The 22,723-nt window shown below is 34.6% G+C and carries 18 protein-coding genes; 12 read left to right on the top strand and 6 right to left on the bottom strand.

Annotated elements, in window-relative coordinates:
• Positions 1–74 precede the first annotated feature (74 nt).
• Together ACFSQS_RS02730 and ACFSQS_RS02725 are read left to right on the top strand one after the other, a co-directional pair.
• Complete coding sequence (locus ACFSQS_RS02730; RefSeq protein WP_388013712.1) at positions 75–1,109, top strand: formimidoylglutamase; 1,035 nt, start codon at positions 75–77, stop codon at positions 1,107–1,109.
• Entirely contained in the window at positions 1,084–1,548 is a 465-nt protein-coding gene (locus tag ACFSQS_RS02725; protein WP_388013709.1) for a GNAT family N-acetyltransferase, read from the top strand. The genes ACFSQS_RS02730 and ACFSQS_RS02725 overlap by 26 nt, the downstream gene beginning before the upstream one ends.
• An 80-nt stretch (positions 1,549–1,628) precedes the next feature.
• Here the strand turns inward: ACFSQS_RS02725 and ACFSQS_RS02720 are convergent, their stop codons facing one another.
• Both ACFSQS_RS02720 and ACFSQS_RS02715 read right to left on the bottom strand, forming a co-directional pair.
• Complete coding sequence (locus ACFSQS_RS02720; protein WP_388013706.1) at positions 1,629–3,794, bottom strand: S9 family peptidase; 2,166 nt, start codon at positions 3,792–3,794, stop codon at positions 1,629–1,631.
• Between the two features lie 86 nt (positions 3,795–3,880).
• A complete protein-coding gene (locus ACFSQS_RS02715) occupies positions 3,881–5,059 on the bottom strand; it encodes a proline dehydrogenase family protein (protein ID WP_388013703.1) in 1,179 nt (392 codons plus the stop codon).
• A gap of 98 nt (positions 5,060–5,157) precedes the next feature.
• On the opposite strand from ACFSQS_RS02715, the gene aroB reads away from it, so the two are divergent.
• The 3 genes from aroB (at position 5,158) to ACFSQS_RS02700 (ending at position 7,367) form a co-directional block, all read left to right on the top strand.
• Positions 5,158–6,225 (top strand): 3-dehydroquinate synthase, encoded by a 1,068-nt coding sequence (gene aroB, locus ACFSQS_RS02710; protein WP_388013700.1) that lies wholly within the window; start codon positions 5,158–5,160, stop codon positions 6,223–6,225.
• A 62-nt stretch (positions 6,226–6,287) separates the two neighbouring features.
• A complete protein-coding gene (locus tag ACFSQS_RS02705; RefSeq protein WP_388013697.1) occupies positions 6,288–6,590 on the top strand; it encodes a hypothetical protein in 303 nt (100 codons plus the stop codon).
• Positions 6,591–6,620: 30 nt separating this feature from the next.
• On the top strand, positions 6,621–7,367 hold the full coding sequence (locus ACFSQS_RS02700) for a tyrosine-protein phosphatase (RefSeq protein WP_388013694.1): 747 nt from the start codon (positions 6,621–6,623) through the stop codon (positions 7,365–7,367).
• On the opposite strand, the gene ACFSQS_RS02695 is transcribed toward ACFSQS_RS02700, so the two are convergent.
• Genes ACFSQS_RS02695 through ACFSQS_RS02680 form a run of 4 tightly spaced genes read right to left on the bottom strand, consistent with a single transcriptional unit; the run spans position 7,364 to position 13,642 of the window.
• Complete coding sequence (locus tag ACFSQS_RS02695; RefSeq protein WP_388013691.1) at positions 7,364–9,742, bottom strand: GumC family protein; 2,379 nt, start codon at positions 9,740–9,742, stop codon at positions 7,364–7,366. The two genes, ACFSQS_RS02700 and ACFSQS_RS02695, sit on opposite strands and share 4 nt — an antisense overlap.
• An 8-nt stretch (positions 9,743–9,750) precedes the next feature.
• Positions 9,751–10,533 carry a polysaccharide biosynthesis/export family protein gene (locus tag ACFSQS_RS02690; protein WP_388013688.1) on the bottom strand — a complete coding sequence of 261 codons (783 nt, stop codon included), beginning with the start codon at positions 10,531–10,533 and terminating at the stop codon, positions 9,751–9,753.
• A gap of 38 nt (positions 10,534–10,571) precedes the next feature.
• Positions 10,572–12,515, bottom strand: a complete 1,944-nt coding sequence (locus ACFSQS_RS02685; protein ID WP_388013685.1) for a polysaccharide biosynthesis protein — start codon at positions 12,513–12,515, stop codon at positions 10,572–10,574.
• Entirely contained in the window at positions 12,512–13,642 is a 1,131-nt protein-coding gene (locus ACFSQS_RS02680; protein WP_388013682.1) for a DegT/DnrJ/EryC1/StrS family aminotransferase, read from the bottom strand. The genes ACFSQS_RS02685 and ACFSQS_RS02680 overlap by 4 nt, the downstream gene beginning before the upstream one ends.
• A 646-nt stretch (positions 13,643–14,288) precedes the next feature.
• Here ACFSQS_RS02680 and ACFSQS_RS02675 point away from each other — a divergent pair.
• Genes ACFSQS_RS02675 through ACFSQS_RS02645 form a run of 7 tightly spaced genes read left to right on the top strand, consistent with a single transcriptional unit; the run spans position 14,289 to position 22,723 of the window.
• Entirely contained in the window at positions 14,289–15,305 is a 1,017-nt protein-coding gene (locus ACFSQS_RS02675; protein ID WP_388013679.1) for an SDR family oxidoreductase, read from the top strand.
• Complete coding sequence (locus ACFSQS_RS02670) at positions 15,292–16,572, top strand: nucleotide sugar dehydrogenase (RefSeq protein ID WP_388013676.1); 1,281 nt, start codon at positions 15,292–15,294, stop codon at positions 16,570–16,572. The genes ACFSQS_RS02675 and ACFSQS_RS02670 overlap by 14 nt, the downstream gene beginning before the upstream one ends.
• A gap of 29 nt (positions 16,573–16,601) precedes the next feature.
• The gene (locus ACFSQS_RS02665; protein WP_388013673.1) at positions 16,602–18,125 is read left to right on the top strand and encodes a lipopolysaccharide biosynthesis protein; all 1,524 of its coding nucleotides are present in this window, start codon (positions 16,602–16,604) and stop codon (positions 18,123–18,125) included.
• A gap of 8 nt (positions 18,126–18,133) precedes the next feature.
• Positions 18,134–19,414 carry a hypothetical protein gene (locus ACFSQS_RS02660; RefSeq protein WP_388013670.1) on the top strand — a complete coding sequence of 427 codons (1,281 nt, stop codon included), beginning with the start codon at positions 18,134–18,136 and terminating at the stop codon, positions 19,412–19,414.
• 22 nt (positions 19,415–19,436) lie between these two features.
• Positions 19,437–20,402 (top strand): polysaccharide pyruvyl transferase family protein, encoded by a 966-nt coding sequence (locus tag ACFSQS_RS02655; protein ID WP_388013667.1) that lies wholly within the window; start codon positions 19,437–19,439, stop codon positions 20,400–20,402.
• 15 nt (positions 20,403–20,417) lie between these two features.
• The gene (locus ACFSQS_RS02650) at positions 20,418–21,515 is read left to right on the top strand and encodes a glycosyltransferase family 4 protein (RefSeq protein WP_388013664.1); all 1,098 of its coding nucleotides are present in this window, start codon (positions 20,418–20,420) and stop codon (positions 21,513–21,515) included.
• Positions 21,512–22,723, top strand: coding sequence for a glycosyltransferase (locus ACFSQS_RS02645; protein WP_388013661.1), 1,212 nt, complete (start codon positions 21,512–21,514; stop codon positions 22,721–22,723). The genes ACFSQS_RS02650 and ACFSQS_RS02645 overlap by 4 nt, the downstream gene beginning before the upstream one ends.

Below are 22,723 nucleotides of genomic sequence, written 5' to 3'. Positions count from 1 at the left end.
ATACTTAATTTTTTTTATACGTTTAATAAATATTGATTAATTTTAATATTTTAAACTAAATCCGAAACCCTTAGATGGATAAACTTGTTTTATTTAACAACACCGCGCTTAACAAATTATTAAATAAACGCTCTGGCGAATCCAAATTTGGCGAACATGTTAAAACCTTAACCAGCATTTCCAATATATACGAACAACTTAAAAATTTGGATGTTGCGTATGTTGTAATTGGTTTGCCCGAAGATGTTGGCGTTTTCGCAAATGGCGGAAAACCAGGTGCTTCCAGGGCTTGGGAAGCCACAATAAAAATTTTATTAAATATCCAAAGTAATGCGTTTACCAAGGCAGATGCTGTTTTAATTTTGGGACATTTAGATTTTTCTGACGAATTGTTAGAAGTTTCAAAACTCGACCAAAACAAAAAAAGCAATATAAAAAAAGCAAGGAAAATTGTAGAGCAAATCGATAAGTACGTGGCCCATATTATGCAGCTTATAGTTGCCTCGGGCAAAAAAGCTATTGTAATTGGCGGCGGGCACAACAATGCTTATGGCAACATAAAAGGCGCATCGTTGGCATTAAACAAACCTATAAATATTGTGAATTTTGATGCCCATTCAGATTTTAGACCAGAAGAAGGCAGGCATAGTGGGAATGGGTTTAGTTACGCTTTCGCGGAAGGATTTTTAAAAAATTACTTTGTTTTCGGGTTGCACGAAAACTATACATCTGATGGCATTTTTAAAACTTTTAACGAAACAAAATCTTTAAAATACACCACGTTTGAAGATTTAGAAATAAAAGATAAATTAAGTTTTAATGATGCCATGTACCATGCCTTAACCCACATATCCAGCAAACCCTATGGGATAGAAATAGATTGCGATGCTATTGAAAACATACCAAGTAGCGCCATGACACCAAGTGGTTTTAGCGTTAATAAAACCAGGCAGTTCGTCAACTTTTTTGCAAAACATAAAAACGTTACTTATTTGCACATTTGCGAAGCTGTGCCAAAAAAGAAAACCGCAAATCTGGTTGGAAAACTCATTACCTATTTAATCACCGATTTTATAAAAGCCAATGCAAGTCGAAATTATTCCGTTTGATAAAAAATATTCTAAAGACTTTTACGAGCTAAACATTGAATGGTTACAAACTTATTTTTACGTTGAAGCTTTAGATGAAGCCGTTTTACGCAAGCCCGAAACACACATAATAAATAAAGGTGGCCATATTTTTTTTGCAAAACTAGATACTGAAATTGTTGGTACAGCAGCCTTAATGCCATTTGGAAATGATGGCGTATTCGAACTTACAAAAATGGCCGTTTCACCAAAGTACCGTGGTTTAAAATTAGGGCAGCAACTAATGCAATATTGTATAGATTTCGCAAAATCTATGGAATTGCCCAAGCTTATACTCTACTCTAGCACCAAACTGGAAAACGCTATTTATATTTACAGAAAATACGGGTTTTTAGAGATTGCTATAGAGCCCAATAGCCCGTATAAACGTAGTGATATTAAAATGGAATTGGTATTTTAATTCACAAAAAGACCTGTAAGGGTTTTAATCCCGAATTGTTGGTACTTGCAGGTCTAGGTTCGTAAAATTTATTATGTTTTCTATTCTGTAACTCCTTCCAAATCCAGCATAAAGGCGTAGTTTAAAGCTATTCTTTTGTAGCGCTCAAAACGTCCAGATGCACCGCCATGGCCTGTTTCCATGTCGCAATACATGGCCAATAGATTGTTGTCTGTTTTTAAATCACGTAATTTTGCAATCCATTTTGCAGGCTCCCAATATTGCACTTGGCTATCCCAATACCCGGTTGTAATTAAAATATTGGGGTAATCTTTGGCTTCCACATTATCGTATGGCGAATAGGATTTCATATAATTATAATACTCCTTATTTTTAGGATTTCCCCATTCATCAAACTCAAAAGTAGTTAGCGGGATGGTTTCATCCAGCATGGTTGAAACAACATCAACAAAAGGAACTGCGGCAATAACACCATTCCACATATTGGGTTCCATATTTAAAACAGCACCCATTAATAATCCGCCTGCCGATCCGCCGTAAGCGTATAAATGATTGCTAGATGTAAACTTTTCATCTATTAAAAACTTACCCGCATTTATAAAATCGGTAAATGTATTTTTCTTTTTTAGCAATTTTCCGTTTTCGTACCAATCTCTTCCCATTTCTTGTCCGCCTCGAATATGGGCAATGGCATAAACAAACCCTCTGTCGAGCAAACTTAAACGCGTAGAACTAAATGTGGGTTCCATACTATTTCCGTAAGAACCATAGGCATAAAGTAATAATGGGTTTTTGCCATTTTTTTCAAGCCCTTTTTTATAAACTAAAGACACTGGTATTTTTGTACCGTCTGTAGCCGTTGCGAATAAACGTTCAGATGTATAATTATCTATGGCAAAAGAAGTGTCAACAACTTCATCTTGCTTTAACAGCACTTTCTTTTTATTAGCCATATTATACTCAAATGTGCTGTTTGGAGTGGTAAGCGAGCTGTACCTGTAGCGTAAAACATCGGTATCAAAATCCAAATTAGAGGTTGTTGCGGCATAATAAGCTGGATCGTTAAAAGGAATGTAATGGTCGTCTGTTCCGTCCCATTTCATTACCCTAATGTTCCGTAAGCCATCTTTTCGCTCTTGGGCTACTAAATAGTTTTCAAACAAATCCATGCCTTGAAAAAATACGTTATCGCGATGCGGAATAACATCAACCCAATGCTCTTTTTCGGTTTTGTTTACCGGGGTTTTAACGAGTTTGAAGTTTTTGGCATTGTAATTTGTTCTTATATAGAAATGATTTTTATAATGATCGATGGTATATTCTAAATTATTGGCTCTGGGCTGAATCACTTTCCACTCACCGTTGGGCGTGTTGGCATCTAAAACCCTAAATTCTGTGGATAAGGTTTGAAAGCTACCAATAACCAGATAAGCATCAGATTTTGTTTTGCCAACGCCACATCTAAATGTGTCGTCTTTTTCTTCGTAAACCACCACATCTTCAGATTGATTGGTGCCAATAGTATGTTTTACAATTTTATTTTGACGCAAGGTCTGTGGGTCTTTAGTGGTATAGAATACGGTTTTTCCGTCGTTAGCCCAAGTGGCACTTCCGCCTGTATTACTAAGGTTTTCTTTTAAGATCTCTCCTGTTTCCAAATTCTTAAAGTAAATGGTGTATTGGCGTCTTGAAACGGTATCTATAGCAAAGGCTAGCATTTTATTGTCCGGACTTACCGATTGCCCGCCAAAGCCATAATATGCATAATCTTTAGCCATTTCTGGACCATGGAGCATAATTTCTTCTTTAGCATCTTTTTCTAATTTTTTTCTGCAATACAAAGGGTAATCTGCACCTTTTTCAAAACGTGTGTAATACGAATAACCGTTATTGTTTACAGGTACCGATAGATCGTCCTTTTTTATACGCCCAACAATCTCGTTAAAAAGTTTTTCCTGAAACGCTTTAGTATGCGCCATGGCTTTGTTTAAATACTCGTTTTCATCATTTAGGTAATTTAGCACTTCTTGGGTTTGGGCATCTGGTGTTTCGGCATTTTTTTGTTCGTCGCTTAAACGCATCCAAAAATAGTTATCTATTCGGGTATCGCCATGTATGGTTAATTCTTTAGGTATTTTTTTAGCAACTGGAGCTTCGATAGCCAGGTGCGGCCTTTCGGTTTCGTTTGATTTACAAGATGAAAGCATTAGCGATACAGTTAAAAAAGCGTAGATATAAGGTTTCATAGAGATTGTTTTTTATTGAGTGTAAAGGAATGTAAAAAAGTTTTACGAAATAGGTTATCATTAAAAATTAACAGAATAAGCGCAACCTATTCTAGCTGCCTGCGCTTTTTTTCTTTACGCAATAAATTTAGCTCTCTGCTTGTTTGCCCTGCAACCGATGTGTTTTCTTCGGCACGTCTAATCAAATAAGGCATCACATCCCTTACTGGGCCAAAGGGCATGTACTTAGCCACATTATAGCCTTTGGCGGCCAAATTATAACTAATATGGTCGCTCATGCCATATAATTGTCCAAACCACACATGCGGATCGTTATTTTGCAAACCCCGTTCTTGCATGAGTTGCATTAGCAAATACGAGCTCTCTTCGTTATGGGTTCCCGAAAACAAAGAAATATCGTTTAAGTTATCTAAAACATATTTTAGGCCTTTGTTAAAATTATTGTCGGTAGCTTTTTTGTTCTCGCAAATAGGTGTTGGATAACCTTTTTCTTGGGCACGTTCGTTTTCTTTTTCCATATAGGCACCCCGTACTAACTTATACCCTAAATAAAACCCATTTTTTTTTGCAAAGGCATGCTGCTGCTTTAAAAACTCTAACCTATCGTGCCTGTACATTTGCAAGGTGTTAAAAACAACCGGTTTTTCGGTATTGTATTTTTGCATCATTTGGGTTACCAAATTATCGGCAGCGTCTTGTATCCAGCTTTCTTCGGCATCAACCAAAATGGCAATGTTGTTTTCCTTAGATTTTTTGCAAACGGTATCAAATCTATCAACCACCCTAAACCATTCCTGGTGCTCCTCGGTAGTTAAAGCTTCGCCTCTGCTTATTTTTTCGTACAGGTAAAAACGCCCAAAAGCTGTAGGTTTAAATACGGCAATAGGTATGGCATCGATTTCTTTTGCAAAATCTATGATTTTAAGAACCATACGTTTTGCAGCATCAAATTGGGTAACTTTGGTTACTCGTTCAACTGAATAATCTAAAACAGAACTCACGCCTTTTTCGTACATTTTATCAATAACAGGCAAGCAATCATATTCATTTACACCACCGCAAAAATGATCGAAAACGGTAGAGCGAATAAGCCCTTCTACAGGTAAACGGGCTTTTATTGCAAAGTTTGTTGCGGCAGTTCCTATTTTTACCAGTGGCTCAATAGATATCATTTTAAACAGAAAATATGCACGTTCTAATTCAGAATCGTTTTTAAGGGCAAAAGCTATTTCTGTATTTTCAAAAATAAGATCGGTTTTTTGCATTTACTTAAAATTTTACGCAAATATAATTAAGAGTTCTTTATCATTTTATAAAAAAAACTCCTTAATTTCACGGCTTAAATTAACAGCTATATTTTTTCATGAAATCCATTAAAGCTAACCATTCTACCATTCATTTCAATCAATATTGCTATCCTGCACTAAATAAGCATATTAAAGAAAATAATTTTTCTAAAATATTTATTTTAGTTGACGAGAATACGCATACACATTGTTTGGCAAATTTTCTAGCAAGACTAGAAACCAATTTGGTTATTGAAATTATAGAAATTGAAGCTGGCGAAGCCCACAAAACCATTGATACTTGTTCTGGTGTCTGGAATACGCTCTCTGAATTAGATGCCGACAGGAAAAGCCTGCTTATAAATGTTGGAGGCGGCGTTGTTACAGATTTGGGCGGTTTTGTGGCTTCTACCTTTAAACGAGGCATTGCGTACATAAATGTGCCAACCTCTTTACTGGCCATGGTTGATGCCTCGGTTGGCGGGAAAACAGGGGTGGATTTGGGCTATTTAAAAAATCAAATTGGTGTTATAAGCACGCCCCATTTAGTTTTGATTGATAGTACTTTTTTAAAAACACTTCCTGAAAACCAAATGCGGTCTGGATTAGCCGAAATGCTAAAACACGGCTTGATTAGCGATGAAAAGTATTGGAATAAATTTAAGGATTTATCGACATTGACCATAGAAGAATTAGACGGGTTGATTTATGAGTCGGTTATCATAAAAAAAGAGGTAGTAGAGCAAGACCCTTTTGAAGAGGGTCTTAGAAAAACACTAAATTTTGGGCATACACTAGGGCACGCTATAGAATCATATTTTTTAAGCAACCCTGACAAAAAGGAGCTTTTGCACGGTGAGGCCATTGTTGTTGGAATGATTTTGGCCAGTTATATCTCTACCCAACTGGTAGGCTTCCCAAGAAAAACAACCGATGAAATAAAAAAATTACTGTTGGCACATTACCCAAAGGTAACCATTAGCAAAAGCGAGTACCAAAACATTATAGACCTTTTGAAATACGATAAGAAAAACAACCACGGCAATATTAATTTTGTGCTGCTTAAACACATTGGCAAACCCCAAACAGACTGTTTAGTGGCTGATGATATTATAATAGACGCTTTTGATTTTTATTCGAGCTAAACAATTTTTTTGTAATTTTATAAAACGGCAAATAAATATAATTTTCAACCAAAATTTTTAATATGCAAAGAATTATAGTTGATTACAAAAAATTGAAACCTGAAGTTTTAAAGCTTTTAACAGAACGATTTCCAGACGGTTATGGCGACGACGATATTATAACTTTTGACAATCACAGAAACGAAACCATTGAGGCCATTGAAATTAAAACACCCGATGCTATATACTTGGTTAAAGTAAGCAGCAAATTGCATTATACAATGACCAATTTTGATCATGACAACATCGCGCTAGACAACCTGGGCCATGTTGTAATTGAAGACAAAATTGAATCGGCTGTTTTTAAAGAAGACGAAGAGGAATAAAGCCTTAATTTAAGCTATACCAATTAGCTCATGCTCCAATTTTTTACAAAAAAAACTTTCCTTAAAGATTTACTTGATGGTTTTGTTGACATGCACTCCCATATTTTACCAGGAATTGATGATGGCGCAAAAAGCATAGCAGAATCTATAGACTTGATAGCAGGCCTGCAAGCATTGGGCGTTAAGCAATTTATGCCCACTCCACACGTGATGCAGGATTTTTACCCCAATAACGATGAAACAATTGGCAATGCCTACCAGCAACTGCTATATGCTTTAGATGCTAAAACACGTTCTGAAATTACCATTAATCCAGCTGCAGAATATATGCTGGACGATAATTTCCTGAAACAATTGGAAACCCAGGAAATGTTTACGCTTAAAGGACATTATTTATTGATTGAAATGTCTTATTTTCAGCCACCAATCAATCTTGAGGAAATTATATACAAAATTAAAACAAAAGGTTATTTTCCTATTTTGGCACATCCAGAGCGCTACTCGTTTTATCATAATGCAAAAGAACAATATTTAAAAATGAAACAATTGGGATGTTTTTTTCAGCTTAACATGCTATCGTTAAGTGCACATTACGGTAAAAATGTGGAGAAAGCGGCAAACTACTTAATTGAAAATGATTTGATTGATTTTATTGCAACCGATACGCATAACCTTAACCATATAAAAAAGCTTTCTAACTTAACCCTTAACAAGGGTTTGGCTAAAAAGCTTCCTGCTATTATTGAGAAAACCTGTAGTACGTTTTCTGTTATTTAGGCTCTTTTTCTAAAAAAACCTTTCTTTTGCTTGGCACCGTAGTAGCCGTATTTTGCACCATACCCAAAGTTAGACTGCTTAACATCGTTTACTACAAGCATCATGCCTTTAAGTTTATTTTCGGCATGTAATTCTTTAGCGAAATTCAATATGCGTTTCTCTGTATAATCTGCACGGGTTAGGTAAATGGTATGTCCGGCATATTGGCTGAACAACAGTGTATCGGTTACTAACATTGCTGGTGCTGTATCTACAATTACATAATCGTATTTTTCTGAAACCTTATCAAAAAGCGGATGCATTCTATCGCTCATCAACAATTCTGCAGGATTTGGCGGTACTTTGCCAGATAACAAGATATCTATTTTGTTACCCTTAATGTCGTAATTGTTTATGGCATCTTCAACGGTTACGGATTTATCTACCAAATATTCTGTTAGCCCAACTTTAGCGAGTTCATTTTTCCTTTTTTCATCTAGTCCCAAAAGCAATTTAGGATTTCTAATATCGGCTCCTATAAGCAATACTTTTTTATTGGTGTTGGCAAGGGTTAGTGCCATATTCATACTAAAAAAAGATTTGCCCTCGCCATTTATGGTCGAGGTTACAAAAACAACATTATCGTATTCTTTAACCTTTCTGGTTCGCTTTATATAATCAAAATTGGTTCGTATTATTCTGAAGGATTCAGATAAAATAGAACGGTCGTTCTTTTCAACCAATACTTTATTGCTGTTAACTTTTGGAATTTCTCCCAATACGGTAATGTTATTTATTTCACCTTCAAGATCTTCTTTGTTGTGAATTTTGGTGTCTAAAAGGTTTTTGGTGTAAAAAACACCAAAAGGAATTAAAAAGCCTAACAAAATGGCACTGGCATAGGCAATTTGTTTGTTAGGAGAAATTGGGCCGCCTGCGCTGTTGTATGCAGCATCTATAATTTTTGCACTAGGTGAAGTGGCTGTTAACGAGATGGCAGCTTCTTCTTTTTTCTGCAACAGATAAAGATATAACGATTCTATGGTTTGGCGCTCGCGTTCTATGCCCCTTAACCGGTTTTCTTGCCCTGGAACCGAGGTTATTTTAGAATTTATTCTTCTGGATTGGCTCTCTAAACTGTTGATTTGAATTCGAAGCGATGTGCTTGAGCTACTTATGCTTTGTTGCAGGTTTTGCCTTACTCCTGCTATGGTTTGGTTAAGTTCCAATACTATTGGGTTTTGCGAACCGGCACTTTTTAAAAGTGATTTTCGTCTTTCAAGCAACTCGTTGTAGCGTGATGATAGAGCACTTATTGTTGGGTCTCCTGCACCTAGATTTGAAGGAATTGCATTGTATTTTCCTGTTTCGTCTCCCAAGGTTTCCTTAACGTAATTAAGTTGGCTTAATTGCATTTTCGCAGCGTCTATTTGTTGTTCGTTCGCCACACTTGAATTTAAAAACTGGCCGGCTTCAGATACCACATCTGTAATTTTATTACTGGTTTTAAAGCCTACAATACTATCATCAACATTAATAAGGTTTTTTTCAACCAACCTGATTCTCCTGTCTATAAACAAAGCGGTGCTATCGGATATCTCGTTTTTCTTTTTTATGGTGTAATTGTTGTATTCGTCTATTAAAGTGTTAACGATATCTTTGGCTTTTTCTATTACTGGATCTACTAGACTTACCTGTACTACTTTTGATGATTTTCCTGTAGGTGCTATGGATATTCTGTCTTTTAACGATTCGGCCAAAAATTCTGCTTTTGTTATGTTAACCCTAATGTTGTTTCCTATGTTGTTTTCAATACTTTTGATTTTTGGGGTTATTATTATACCTCCAAAACCGGTTGGTACGGTTTCGCCAAATGTATATTTTTTAGGTTGGCCGTCTTCATTTCTACGATAGTTAAAGTGTGTATCAGATAGAATTTCAATGTAAAAATTAGAATTGGTATTGTTTATTATAGAATCTGATTCTATAAAGTTAACGAGTATGGGTGTGCTTTTGTAGAGTTCTGATTCGTAAACTCTACCTTTGGTGTAATATCTAACATTTAAGCTTAGCTCTTTTACAATGTTTCTAAGAAAGCTTCTAGATTTAATAACTTGTATCTCGTCTTCCACCATGGCGTCTTCCCTATCGGAAAAAATAGACAGGTCGTTTAAAGCTCCAACAGACGAATTGTCCTTATCATCTAAAAGCATTATTTTGGCTACGGCCAGATATTTTGGTGTTGTATATCTTAGGTTAACATAGGCAAAGCCAATACACAAAATTAAACTTAACACAAACCATTTCCATTGTTTCGTGTATAAGGATAATGTTTTCTTTAAATTAAAATTATCAAGTGTATTGTTTGATGTATTTTCGTTATTAAGTAAAGCCATATTATTTACTAATTTCTTGTTACAAAAATAAGTGCTGTGGTTAAAAGAAAAGATGTAATTGTAATGATTGTACCTATTCTAGTATCGCCGGATGCACTACTAATAGCAGAATTGTTGGGTTCTACGTAAACAATATCGTTTTGGGTTAAATAATAAACGGGCGAATTAAAGACCTCTTTGGTTGTTAAATCTACATAGGTAATGGCTTTTGTGCCGTTAAAGTCTCTAATAACCATTACATTGTCTCTTTTTCCTTTAATGGTTAAGTCTCCTGCCAAACCTAAGGCTTCTATTATAGAAACACGCTCTCCGCTTACTTGGTAAACCCCTGGGTTTCTTACCTCGCCTGCTACGGTAATCCTAAAGTTTAAAACCCGCATTATAATAACAGGGTCTTTAAGCAATTCGCCTTTTGAGAATTTTTCCTTAAACAGGTTTTTGGCTTCTTCTATGGTTAAGCCTACTAGTTTTACTTTGCCTAAAACCGGGAAATCGATATTGCCGTCAACGTCTATTAAATAATCTATTAATCTGCCTTGACCTTGTCCGGTTTGCATTTGTATGTTATAGGGCTTCGCAGGATCTATATCTCCCGAACTGTAAACCGAAACGTAAATACTTACAATATCGCCTATTTTTAGTTTTGCCCTAAAGGTATCGGTATCAACTATGGTTTCAAAATTTTTGGCATTTTGAAAGTAAACTATGTCTTGTTTTGTTTTACATGAGGTTAAAAAAAAACTAACAAGAGTAAATGTAACAACTAATCTATAGCTCAGTATTCTTTTCATTCTATGGAATTTATTTGGGGAAAATATAAAAATATTATTTACAAGCTACCATAATTATTGTTTGGTTTTGCTTTTAAAATCCCTTTAGCTTTTTTGTAGATCTGAACTCTTTTGTCAAATTTCTCAAAATCAGAGTTTTTAGATTTGTATTCTGGAATTAGGTTTTTCATTTTCATTACAATATTGTTGTTTTGAAAACGGTTTGTTATGCATAGCTCCTCAATTTCAGATTTCACTTTGCTGTATTCCAATTCTCTGGTTTTGCTTATCATTATCTTTTTATGGTATGTCGATAAGGTGTTCTCGCCATTGGCCAATAGTTCTTCGTATAGTTTTTCGCCTGGGCGCAGTCCTGTAATTTTTATGTCAATATCTTCAGGGTTCCTTAATCCAGATAGCTTAATCATGTTTTTTGCAAGATCGAAAATCTTAACCGATTCTCCCATATCGAAAATAAATATCTCGCCACCTTTACCCATTGTGCCAGCTTCTAATACTAACTTAGAGGCTTCAGGTATAGTCATAAAATAGCGTGTAATATCTTTATGTGTTAAGGTTAGTGGTCCGCCGTTTTCTATTTGTTTTTTAAATAGAGGTATTACAGATCCGTTGGATCCTAAAACATTACCAAAGCGGGTTGTAATAAACTTGGTCTTGCTTTCTTTTTGTAGGCAGCTTATGTACATTTCGGCCATTCTTTTGGTGGCACCCATAACGCTTGTTGGGTTTACAGCTTTATCTGTGGATACAAACACAAATTTCTTTACATTGTAGCGAGAGGCCGTATCCGCCAAAAGTTTTGTTCCGTTTACATTTATTTTAATGGCTTCGTAAGGTGATTGTTCCATTAGTGGAACATGCTTATATGCCGCGGCGTGAAATACCAGTGTAGGCTTATGGTTTTGGAATATGGTATCTATTCTTAGCCCATCTCTTATGTCTGCAACAATTGCTGTGAAATTGTGCTTACCAGCGCGTTTTAAATCTTGCTGTACGTCGTACAGGGCAGATTCTGCTTGGTCTACTAAAATTAACTCCTTAACATCGAAATTGGAAAGTTGTTTTACCAACTCACTTCCTATGGAGCCTGCAGCACCGGTTACAATAATGGTTTCGCCGTTAAATTCGTTTTGTAGGTTAGGGTTATCGAACTCAATGGGTGGTCTCCCTAATAAGTCTTCTATTTGGAATTGCTTGATTTGGCTTGTGTTAAGCTCGTCGTTAATCCATTGCTCGATAGGTGGTACTTTTTTAATTTTAACGCTCAAACTGTCGAATAACCCAATAATTTTGCTAGAATCTATTGTTTGCGAAGCAATAATGATTTCTTCTATACCTTTCGATTCTATATAATTTTGATTGATTTTATGTACGCTGCATATTTCAATCCCATTAATAACCTTTCCTTTTTTCTTGGCATCGTCATCAATAAAATTGATAACATTATATCTTTCGGTTGTGTTATTCAAAAGGGTGTTGTAAGTTGTAATTCCTAAATCTCCAGCTCCATAAATTAAGATGTTTTTTGAAGCCATTAGTTTAATTTTTAAGTATTTCCAAACTATTTTAAATAGCAACCTACTTCCTGCCAGTGCTACAAAACACAAGAGTGAATGTACGATTATTATGGACAGCGGAATGGTAAACCCTGGTATTAGGTTTGTAATTCTGTTGATTAAAACAATAATAACAGACGTAGCCGCTATTAGAGCTACAGATTTAAAAATGTTTACAACATCTGCAAACCCTGTATGCCTAATTACACTTTTAAATGAGCCTACCGCAATAAAGCTAAAAGATGCAATGGCCAGCATTAAGGGAATTTGAATTAAAAACTGTTGTAAGTCAAAATTTAGTGTTAAATTAAATCTAACTAAATACGCCATAAAGAACGTAATGGTTACTATGCTTAGGTCTATAGCGAATACCAACCATTTAGATGCGTGTTTTTTTGAAAAGCGAGCTAAGTAATTATTAATCATAAGTTTGGGTTTTTGCGTATTATTTCGATTACTCTAGACAAATCATCTTCAGTTAGATTTGATCCGCTAGGTAAACAAAGTCCGTTGTTAAATAGGTTTTCAGATATCCCGTTTGTAAAACTCAGGCAGTCTTTAAAAACTGGTTGTAAGTGCATTGGCTTCCATAACGTTCTTGATTCAATATCTTCGTTTTGCAAGTCTAAACGCAGGCTTTCTCTTAACTTGTAAGAATTGGTTTTTATACAAGTTATCCATCGGTTAGAAAAAAATCCGAAAGGTTCTTCTAAAAACTCAATCGCGCCGAATTGAGATAAATTTGTTTTATAAAAATTATAATTTGATCTTCTTGCTTCTACCCTTTCGTCAATCACTTCCATTTGGCCTCTACCTATGCCAGCCAATACATTGCTCATCCTGTAATTGTAACCAATTGAAGAATGTTCGTAATGTGGTGCGTTATCTCGTGCTTGGGTTGATAAAAAGATGGCTTTGTTTTTTAACTCTAATTTTTTCGTTATAAGGGCGCCACCACCAGAAGTGGTTATAATTTTATTGCCGTTAAACGATAAAACACCCATATCTGATAATGTGCCACAGGCTTGGTTAAAGTAAGTGCTTCCTAGGGCTTCTGCACTATCTTCTAACACAGGGATACCATAATTTTTTGCTATAGCATTAATTTCTTTTGCTTTATAGGGCATACCATATAGATGCACAGCGATTATGGCCTTTGGTTTTTTATATTTTTCAATTCTATCTTTAATGGCTATCTCAAGCAGTTCTGGCGACATGTTCCAGGTTTCAGGTTCGCTATCAATAAATACAGGTGTAGCACCTTGGTATATAATGGGGTTTGCTGATGCAGAAAATGTAAAACTTTGGCACAAAACTTCGTCTCCTTTAGATACACCTATCAATTGTAATGCCAAATGTATTGCTGCGGTACCAGAACTTAAAACGGCTACTTCGTCGTTTCCTCCTAAATATTGTTTTAGGTCATTTTCAAAACCATCAACATTTGGTCCTAGAGGCGCAATCCAGTTAGTATCAAAAGCTTGATTAACAAATTTTTGCTCGGAGCCTCCCATGTGAGGTGATGATAGGTATATTTTAGTTTTGGTCAACATTATATTTTTAAATATGTTTTTTTTATTTTTTACATAGAAAACCTAGGTGGCTAAAGGTTAGACCACTTAATTGTAATATTAAATTTGAATTTGTGAATCCCTCACAGGTAAAAAATAAAATCCTTATCATAATTAATAGCTTGTTAAAATATAATTTAAGGGTAAAATCAATCTGCAAAAGATTAATCTTGAGAGGGTTTTTGGTTTTTTTTAAATTATATTTTACTTATTAAATTAAAAGTGCTATTAATCAATTCAATAGTTATTTACGGTGTAAATTTAGCAATTGTTTTAACTTATCAAGTATGCAAAGTGGTTATTTCGCTAAAAGAGTAATAAAAATCGGTTAAATACATTAACCGTTTTCATTGGTAGTAAAACTATGCACATTATCGATTTATTAAATTGTGTTTTAAGTTAAGCCTATTCAGATATTAGTTCTTTTTTCACAGTATTAATGCACCTTTTTTTGGTGTTTAGGCTACCTTTGCTATTTGGGATATACATAATTTAATCGGTAATTTTAACAAAAAACTGAATTTCGTCGGTAAAAAACAGTTCTTAATACAAATAGTTAACTAAATTACATTTATTTTTTTCATATTTGCTGGGCTATTAACAATTTATAAAATTACCCCAAATTTAAATGACCCAACAGCAATTAAAAATACTAGAGGGAAAGAAAGTACTTATAACTGGAGGCGCTGGTTTTATTGGCTCTAACCTTTGTGAAGCATTATTGGAACATAATATAAATATTGTATGTTTAGATAATTTTTCAACAGGGAAAAGAAATAATATAAAACCTTTCCTATTTAATCATAATTTCAGTTTAATAGAAGGAGACATCAGGCGATTAGCAGATTGCCAAAAAGCCTGTGCTGGCGCAGATTATGTGCTACACCATGCAGCTTTAGGTTCTGTGCCAAAATCTATTAAAGACCCCATTACCACCAACGACGTAAATGTTTCTGGATTTTTAAATATGTTGGTGGCTTCAAAAAATGCTGGTGTTAAACGGTTTATATATGCGGCTAGCTCTTCAACATATGGAGATCATGAAGCTTTGCCAAAAGTTGAAGATAAAATTGGAAAACCCCTTTCGCCTTATGCCATAACTAAATATGTAAACGAATTATATGCCGATGTTTTTTACAAGACATATAAATTAGATACCATAGGGCTACGCTATTTTAACGTATTTGGCAAAAGACAAAACACCAATAGTGCTTATGCCGCAGTGATCCCTAAATTTGTACAGCAATTAATAAACCATGAATCGCCAATAATTAACGGAGACGGTAGCTTTTCAAGAGATTTTACCTATGTTGAAAACGTAGTGCAAATAAATGTAAATGCGTTAACAACCACAAACAAAAACGCATTAAACAATGTGTATAACGTTGCTTATGGAGAGCGAACCACTTTAAAAGAGTTAGCGGGGTTGTTAAAAACAAATCTAGCTAAGTTTGATGCCTCTATAAAAGATATAGATATTAAACATGGAGAAAATAGAATTGGAGACATTCCCCACTCATTGGCTTCTATTGAAAAAGCAAAGCAATTGTTAAATTATAATCCGAAATTCAACATTAACAGTGGGTTAAAAAAAACCGTTAATTGGTATTGGCAACGTTTAAAACAAAATAATGAAGGATATTAAAATTGCTGTAATTGGACTAGGGTATGTAGGGTTGCCATTAGCTAGACTCTTTGCAACAAAATATAGCGTAGTAGGTTTTGATATAAACCAAGCACGAATTGACGAACTTTTATTGGGCCACGACTCTACTCTAGAAGTTGATAATACCGCATTACAATCTGTTTTAAAAAACAATTTAAGCACAGGTATTGGTCTGTTTTGCACTTCGAACACCGAAGATTTAAAAAACTGCAATCATTATATAGTTACTGTCCCCACCCCTATAGATAAAAACAACAAGCCAGACTTGGCACCGCTCTACAAATCCAGCAGAACTGTTGGCAAGTATTTAAAAAAGGGCGACCTAGTAATATATGAGTCCACGGTTTTTCCGGGAGCTACCGAAGACGAATGTGTTCCTGTATTAGAACAAATAAGCGGGCTTAAACTAAACATAGATTTTTTTGTAGGCTACTCGCCAGAACGCATTAACCCGGGCGACAAATTGCATACCATAGATAACATACTTAAAGTAACTTCGGGCTCCACACCCCAAACAGGAAAAAAAGTCGATGCGCTTTACGCCAGTGTAATTCCTGCAGGCACACATTTGGCGCCATCAATTAAAGTAGCCGAAGCTGCAAAGGTTATAGAGAACTCGCAACGCGATATAAACATAGCTTTTGTAAATGAACTTGCCAAAATTTTTAACTTAATGGATATAGATACACAGGATGTATTAAAAGCTGCAAGCACTAAATGGAACTTTTTGCCATTTAAACCTGGGCTTGTTGGCGGCCACTGCATAGGTGTCGATCCTTATTATTTAGCACAAAAAGCACAAGAAGTTGGTTATCACCCCGAAATAATTTTAGCTGGAAGGCGGGTAAACGACAGCATGGGACAATTCGTAGCCTCTGCAGTTATTAAGCTAATGCTTAAAAACAACATCCAGGTTAATGGTGCTAAAATACTGGTTTTAGGAATTACTTTTAAAGAAAACTGCCCCGATATAAGAAATACAAAATCTGTAACTGTAATAAACGAATTAAAAAGCTATGAAACAGATGTTACAGTTTACGACCCTAAGGCAAACCCAAAAGAAGTCATGCACGAATACAACCTGAAAATTGTAAATACCATACCCAAAAACACTTATGATGCCATCGTGATTACGGTTTCGCATAAAGAGTTTTTAAAGCTCGACCTAAAATCGTTTTTAAAACAAAAAGGTATTATATACGATGTAAAGGGAGAATGGAATGGAACTGTTAACGGAAGATTATAAACCAAATATAACTAACTAAATATACTATTTTGAGCCAATTAAAAAAAGGAGCTGTTTTAAATTATGTAACCATAGTGCTAACAAACGTAATTGGTTTGTTAATGACGCCTTTTATACTTAACCATTTAGGCAAAGAGCAATATGGCATATACATTACTATTGGTGCCCTTGTAGGGACCATTTCCTTATTGGATTTTGGACTCAACAATACCGTAGTGCGTTTTGTAGCCAAATACAAAGCCCAAAAGGACAATATTGGACTTGAAAATTTTCTTGCCACCACCATGCTGCTCTACGCTGTAATATCTAGTATTGTGGTTATTTTTGGAGTGGTATTTTACGGCTATATAGATTCGTATTTTACACAAATGACTCCTGATGAATTAGAAATAGCAAAGGTAATTTTTATATTATTAATCTTCAACCTAGCAATAGGCTTACCAGGTGGCTCATTTACAGGAATATGCAATGGGCACGAAGCTTTTGTATTTCCTAAAACGGTAAATATTTTGCGTTATGTATTGCGTTCTTTAACTCTTGTAGTGGTTTTGTTATTTGGTGGTAAGGCTATTGCTCTTGTTATTGTAGAAACAGTTTTCAACATTATTGTTATTGCAATAACTGCGTATTATGTGTTTAAAAAATTACATGTTAAAATAAAATTACACGAGCTTTCTATTAAATTCATTAAGCATATTTTTGGTTACTCAACCTGGATATTTGTATTTGCTTTAGTTAGCCTGTTTCAATGGAAATCCGGCCATTGGGTTTTAGGGCGCATATCAACACCAGAGGTACTTACTATTTACGGTATTGGCATTGTTTTAGGTACCTATTACGGGGCGTTTTCCACAGCTATTTCAAGTGTGTTTTTACCACGAGCAACTCAAATGTCGGTTGGTAATGCTTCTGGAGAAGAATTAACCTCAATGATGATTAAAATAGGCAGACTCTCATTCATTATTTTAATGTACATTTTGGTTGGATTTATATTTTTTGGAAAACAATTTGTCTTTTTGTGGGTTGGAAAAGAATTAGGAGAACAAGGCAGTTTCGAGTCTTGGTTAATTGCATTAATGATTATGATTGCCTATACCCTACCGTTAGTACAAGGGTTTGGAAACTCCATTTTAGAAGCAAAAAACAAACTATCGTTTAAGGCTATTTTATATTTATCTTTTATGATAGTTGGTACCATAATAGGCGCTATTTTAGCAAAACCCTATGGTGCAATTGGTATGATATCGGGCTCGATAATAGGGTGGCTAATTGTGCAGAACGTAATGAATTTTTATTACCACAACACCATCGGACTCAACATTATAAGGTTTTTTAAAGAATTATTAAACAAAACCGTACTCGTTGTTTTGGTTGTTGCCTGTGTTTGCTATTTTATAAACTTAATCCCGGGCTCTGGTTGGGGTAATTTTATAATAAAAGGAGTTAGCTATACAGCGGTTTACGGTACATTGATTTTCTTTTTCGGAATGATAAATTTTGAAAAAGAGTTATTTAAAAACTCTTTTTCATCAATATTGAATAAAAGCAGATAAATTTAATTATGAAGGGTATTAAATTAAAGGCAATAAACTTTGAAGATTCCGGCAAAAAAATATGCTACGATTATAGCATTGACAGGCCATACTCGAAATACTTCAATTTGGATAATCCCTATTACTCCAAATACGATGTCGATGTAAGTCAAACACCAAAAAGTATAGCAATAATCCCGCTCTTATCAAACATAATGCCTATCTCTTGGTTTGTTGGGTTTGATGTTTATATAGATGAATTAGACGAAACATTTTATAATTCCCTTAAAGAATTAAGATCTCAATTTGAAAAGCATCACCCAGAGATTACGCACAAAGGAAAACTAATATTTAAAAAACTTGTTAATAACACACTTACTGGCACTAACGCGTTACTATTGTTTAGTGGCGGGTTAGATTCCTTTGAATCTTTAACAAGAAATTATGAAAAGCAGCCTTATTTGATTTCCATTCATGGCGCCGATGTAGAAATTAGCGATACTAAAAGATGGAATCAATTTAAAAAACTCAATGAAGAAGAAAATATTATTGATAACTCAAAGCTATCATACATAGAATCCAACCTTCGAGATTTTTATACCTACAAAGTAGATTTGTTGATAAACAGTACAAGTTGGTGGGGCGAAATACAACACGGTATGGCACTTTTGGGGGTACTTGCACCCATGTCGTATAAATTAAAAGCCAACCAAATTTTTATTGCATCATCAAATACCAACGAAATAGATTTTGGATGGGGTTCTCGCCCTGAAATTGATGAAAACATGGTATGGGCAAATGTAAAAATTGTGCACGATGGATACCATCTAAGACGTACTGGTAAAATTGAAAATGTCATTGATTTTTCCAAAAAACATAATGAAAATTTATTTCTAAGAGTATGTTATTCTGAATTGCGCAATGGTGCCAACTGCAATACCTGCCCAAAATGTTTGCGTACTATGCTTGGTATAATTTTAGCTGGAGACGACCCTTCAAAATACGGGCTTCAAATTCCAAATAACTTTTACCAACGCATTCTATCAATCTTTAGCAAAAAAACAAAAATGAGTAAAGGCCTTGAATACGAATGGTGGTGTTTACAAGAAAAAGCAAAAGACACTAAGCATGTTTTTGTAATTCAGGATAAAGAAAAAGAAACTGCCTTTTTAAATAAATTTAAAAATCTAAATCTAAAACAAATAATTAATACAGAATCAGACAAAGTGAGCAAATTAAATAGACTTAAATTTGCCTTGAGAAACAAATATTCAACTTTATATAATATCTACTTAAAAGCAAGACGTTAACTAAAAAAACAAGTAAAAAAAAATGAAATACGGACTATTAACATATCAAGAAGCTAAAGAAAAATATAATGTCGGCGATTATGTACAAAGCTTAGCCGCAAAACAATTTTTACCCACTGTTAACGAGCTTATAAACAGAGAAAAAATGGGCGATTATAAAAAAGGCGATACAAAATTGATTATGAATGGTTGGTTTACCCACAACATAATGCATTGGGTGCCAAGCGAAGATATTATCCCGCTATTTGTTTCATTCCACATGAATAATACTGCTGCACCATTCATGCTAAGCGAAAAAGGAATTAATTATCTTAAAAAACACCAGCCCATTGGTTGTCGAGATAAATATACTGTACAAATACTTCAAGAAAAAGGTATAGACGCTTACTTTACAGGCTGCTTAACATTAACCCTAGACAACTATAAAGTGGATGATGCTGAGCGTGGAGACGAGATTTATATAGTAGATCCGTTTTACAATTACCCTACAAAAGAAAAAGTAACCTTAACCCCAAAACACCTTATTAAAGGCGTTGCTAGTGGCGACATTTTTAAATTGGGCAAAATAAACAACCAACTTAAAAAAATTGTTGATAAAGAGCTTTTGGAAAGCGCCAACTACATAACCCAAATACTACCCCCGGGCAAGCAAACCGAAGAAGAAAAATTTGAATATGCAGAAGAATGTCTAAAAAAATACGCCAAAGCCAAATTAGTAATAACATCCAGAATTCATTGTGCCTTACCTTGTTTGGCCATGGGTACACCGGTAATATTTTTAAATAGCTTTAATACATTTGTAGACACCTGTAGGTTTGATGGTATTATTGAGCTCTTTAACAGAATCGATATAGACGATAAAGGCAATTGGAAGGCTAATTTTAACCTGGAAGGAAAAATTAATAAAAATACCAGCGTTACAAATTTAGGCTTGCACCATAAACTTGCCGACCCCTTAAAAGAAAAATGCAGATCTTTTGTAAAATAGATTATTTTAACGATTATGAAACTACTGTACATAACTAATCAAATCTCAGGAGCCGCTGGTCTAGAAAGAGTACTCTCTATCAAAGCCAGTTATCTGGCAGATAATTTAGATTACGAAGTACACATACTAACGCTAAACCAAAAAAACAAGCCCTTATTCTATAATTTTAGCGACAAACTCATTTACCACGATATACCAATCGAAGGGAATACTCTTGCTTACTTTTTTAAGTATATAAAAGGTATAAAAAATACCATAAAAAAAGTAAACCCCGATGTAATATCGGTGTGTGACGACGGGTTAAAAGGTTTTTTTGTTCCTTTTTTTACAAAAAAAACCTGTCCCATGATTTACGAAAGACATGTTTCCATAAGTGTAGAGCAAAAACAGGACAAAACCAGTTTTTTTTCATCATTAGCAAATAAATTAAAGCACAAGCTCATGCTATTTGCTGCAAAAAAATACGACGCCTTTGTGGTGCTTACCAACGGAAACCTTAAAGAATGGGATTTAAATAACTTAATGGTTATCTCAAACCCATTGCCGTTTTCATCAGAAAAAAAATCTGATCTAAACAGCAAAACAGTATTGGCAGTAGGCAGGCAATCGTACCAAAAAGGATATGATAGATTGTTGAAAAGTTGGCAAATAGTAAATAAAAAACACCCGGATTGGAAATTGGACATTTACGGTAAATTTGATGAGCAACTCCATTTAAGGGAAAACTCCCAAACATTGGGTATATCAAAAAGTGTAACTTTTTATAAGCCGGTAAAAAACATAGAAGACAAATACAAAGAGGCCTCTATATACGTTATGCCCTCGCGCTTTGAAGGTTTTGGGATGGTATTAATTGAAGCCATGTCTTATGGCCTGCCCTGTGTTTCGTTTAACTGCCCCTACGGTCCTTCAGATATAATATCGCAGTACAAAGATGGTATTTTAGTAGAAAACGGTGATATTGATGAGTTTGCAAAATCTATTTCGCAATTAATAGAAAACGAGAGTTTAAGGCGAGAACTAGGAAAAAATGCCCAGGTAAAAGCAACACATTATTTACCAGAAAAAATAATGGCTAAGTGGGATGGTCTTTTTAAAAGTTTAATACAATGAAAACTATTATTTTAATAATGCCCTATGGTAGTGTTGGCGGAATGGAGCGTTTAGCGCTAACATTTTACAACCATTACCAATTAAAAGGATATCGTGTTAAGGCCATCAAATTAATCAAGCTAAAATCCGATATCATCAACTTTAACAACGACGAGTATTATTTAAGCGATAAAGATTTTTCAGAATTAAACCCAATAAAAAGAATTTTATTTTATTTACTCGCGCCTTTTAAAATAAGAAAAATCATTAAAAAAGAACAAGCAACAGATTCTATATCATTTGGCGATATGGCCAATATTTTTAGTGCGCTAACCTTTACCAAAGAAAACAAAATAAGCAGCATACATGCGCTTAAAAGTGTCGAGCTAAACGATAAAAACAGCTTTAATACATTAATTAAATTTAGCTATAAAAAACTTTATGGTGCGTTTAACAAAGTGGTATGTATAAGTAACGACATAAAACGCGATTTAATTGAGAATTGCGGGTTTAAATTTCCTGAAAAAATGGAGGTAATCTACAATCCGCACAATGCAAAAAGATTGGTTGAACTCTCTGAAGAACCTATTGATAACAAGCAGGAAATACAATTATTCTTTAAAAAAACAATATTGTTTATTGGAAGGCTCTCTGTGCAAAAATCGCCTTGGCACTTAATAAACGCTTTTAATCTGCTACAAGAAAAAGGCATTGATGCTAATTTAATTTTTATTGGCGATGGCAATTCAAGCATTACCAACCACATAAAATCTTTAGCTTCAAACTATGGCATATTAGACAGCATACATTTTCTGGGGCGAAAGAACAACCCTTTTAAATACTTACAGCGCGCCAATGTTCTTGCGCTTTCGTCTCATTACGAAGGCACACCAAATGTAATTGTAGAATCTATAGCAGTTGGCACTCCGGTTGTTTCGTCATACTGTACAGATGGTATTATTGAATTGATGAGCCTAAATGCACACCATGTAAAAAACGAAAATTTACATGTAGAAGCAGGCATAATTACACCCAACCTTTACAAGGGCAATTTAGGAATTCCTAAAACAAACCATGTGTTACCAGAAGAGCAGAAGTTTGCAGATGCCTTAAAATACGCTTTACAATCGCCCGAACTAAAAAACAATTTATTAAAAAACAGAAACCAATTGCTTAGCAAATTTGATGTAAAAATTGTTTCAGAAAAATATTTAACACCAAATAAATAA

The organism is Gelatiniphilus marinus (assembly GCF_042684345.1).
In the GTDB taxonomy this organism is placed as follows: domain Bacteria; phylum Bacteroidota; class Bacteroidia; order Flavobacteriales; family Flavobacteriaceae; genus Gelatiniphilus; species Gelatiniphilus marinus.
The sequence above is the reverse complement of the archived record's forward strand: the minus strand, read 5'-3'. Positions and strand labels throughout refer to the sequence as shown.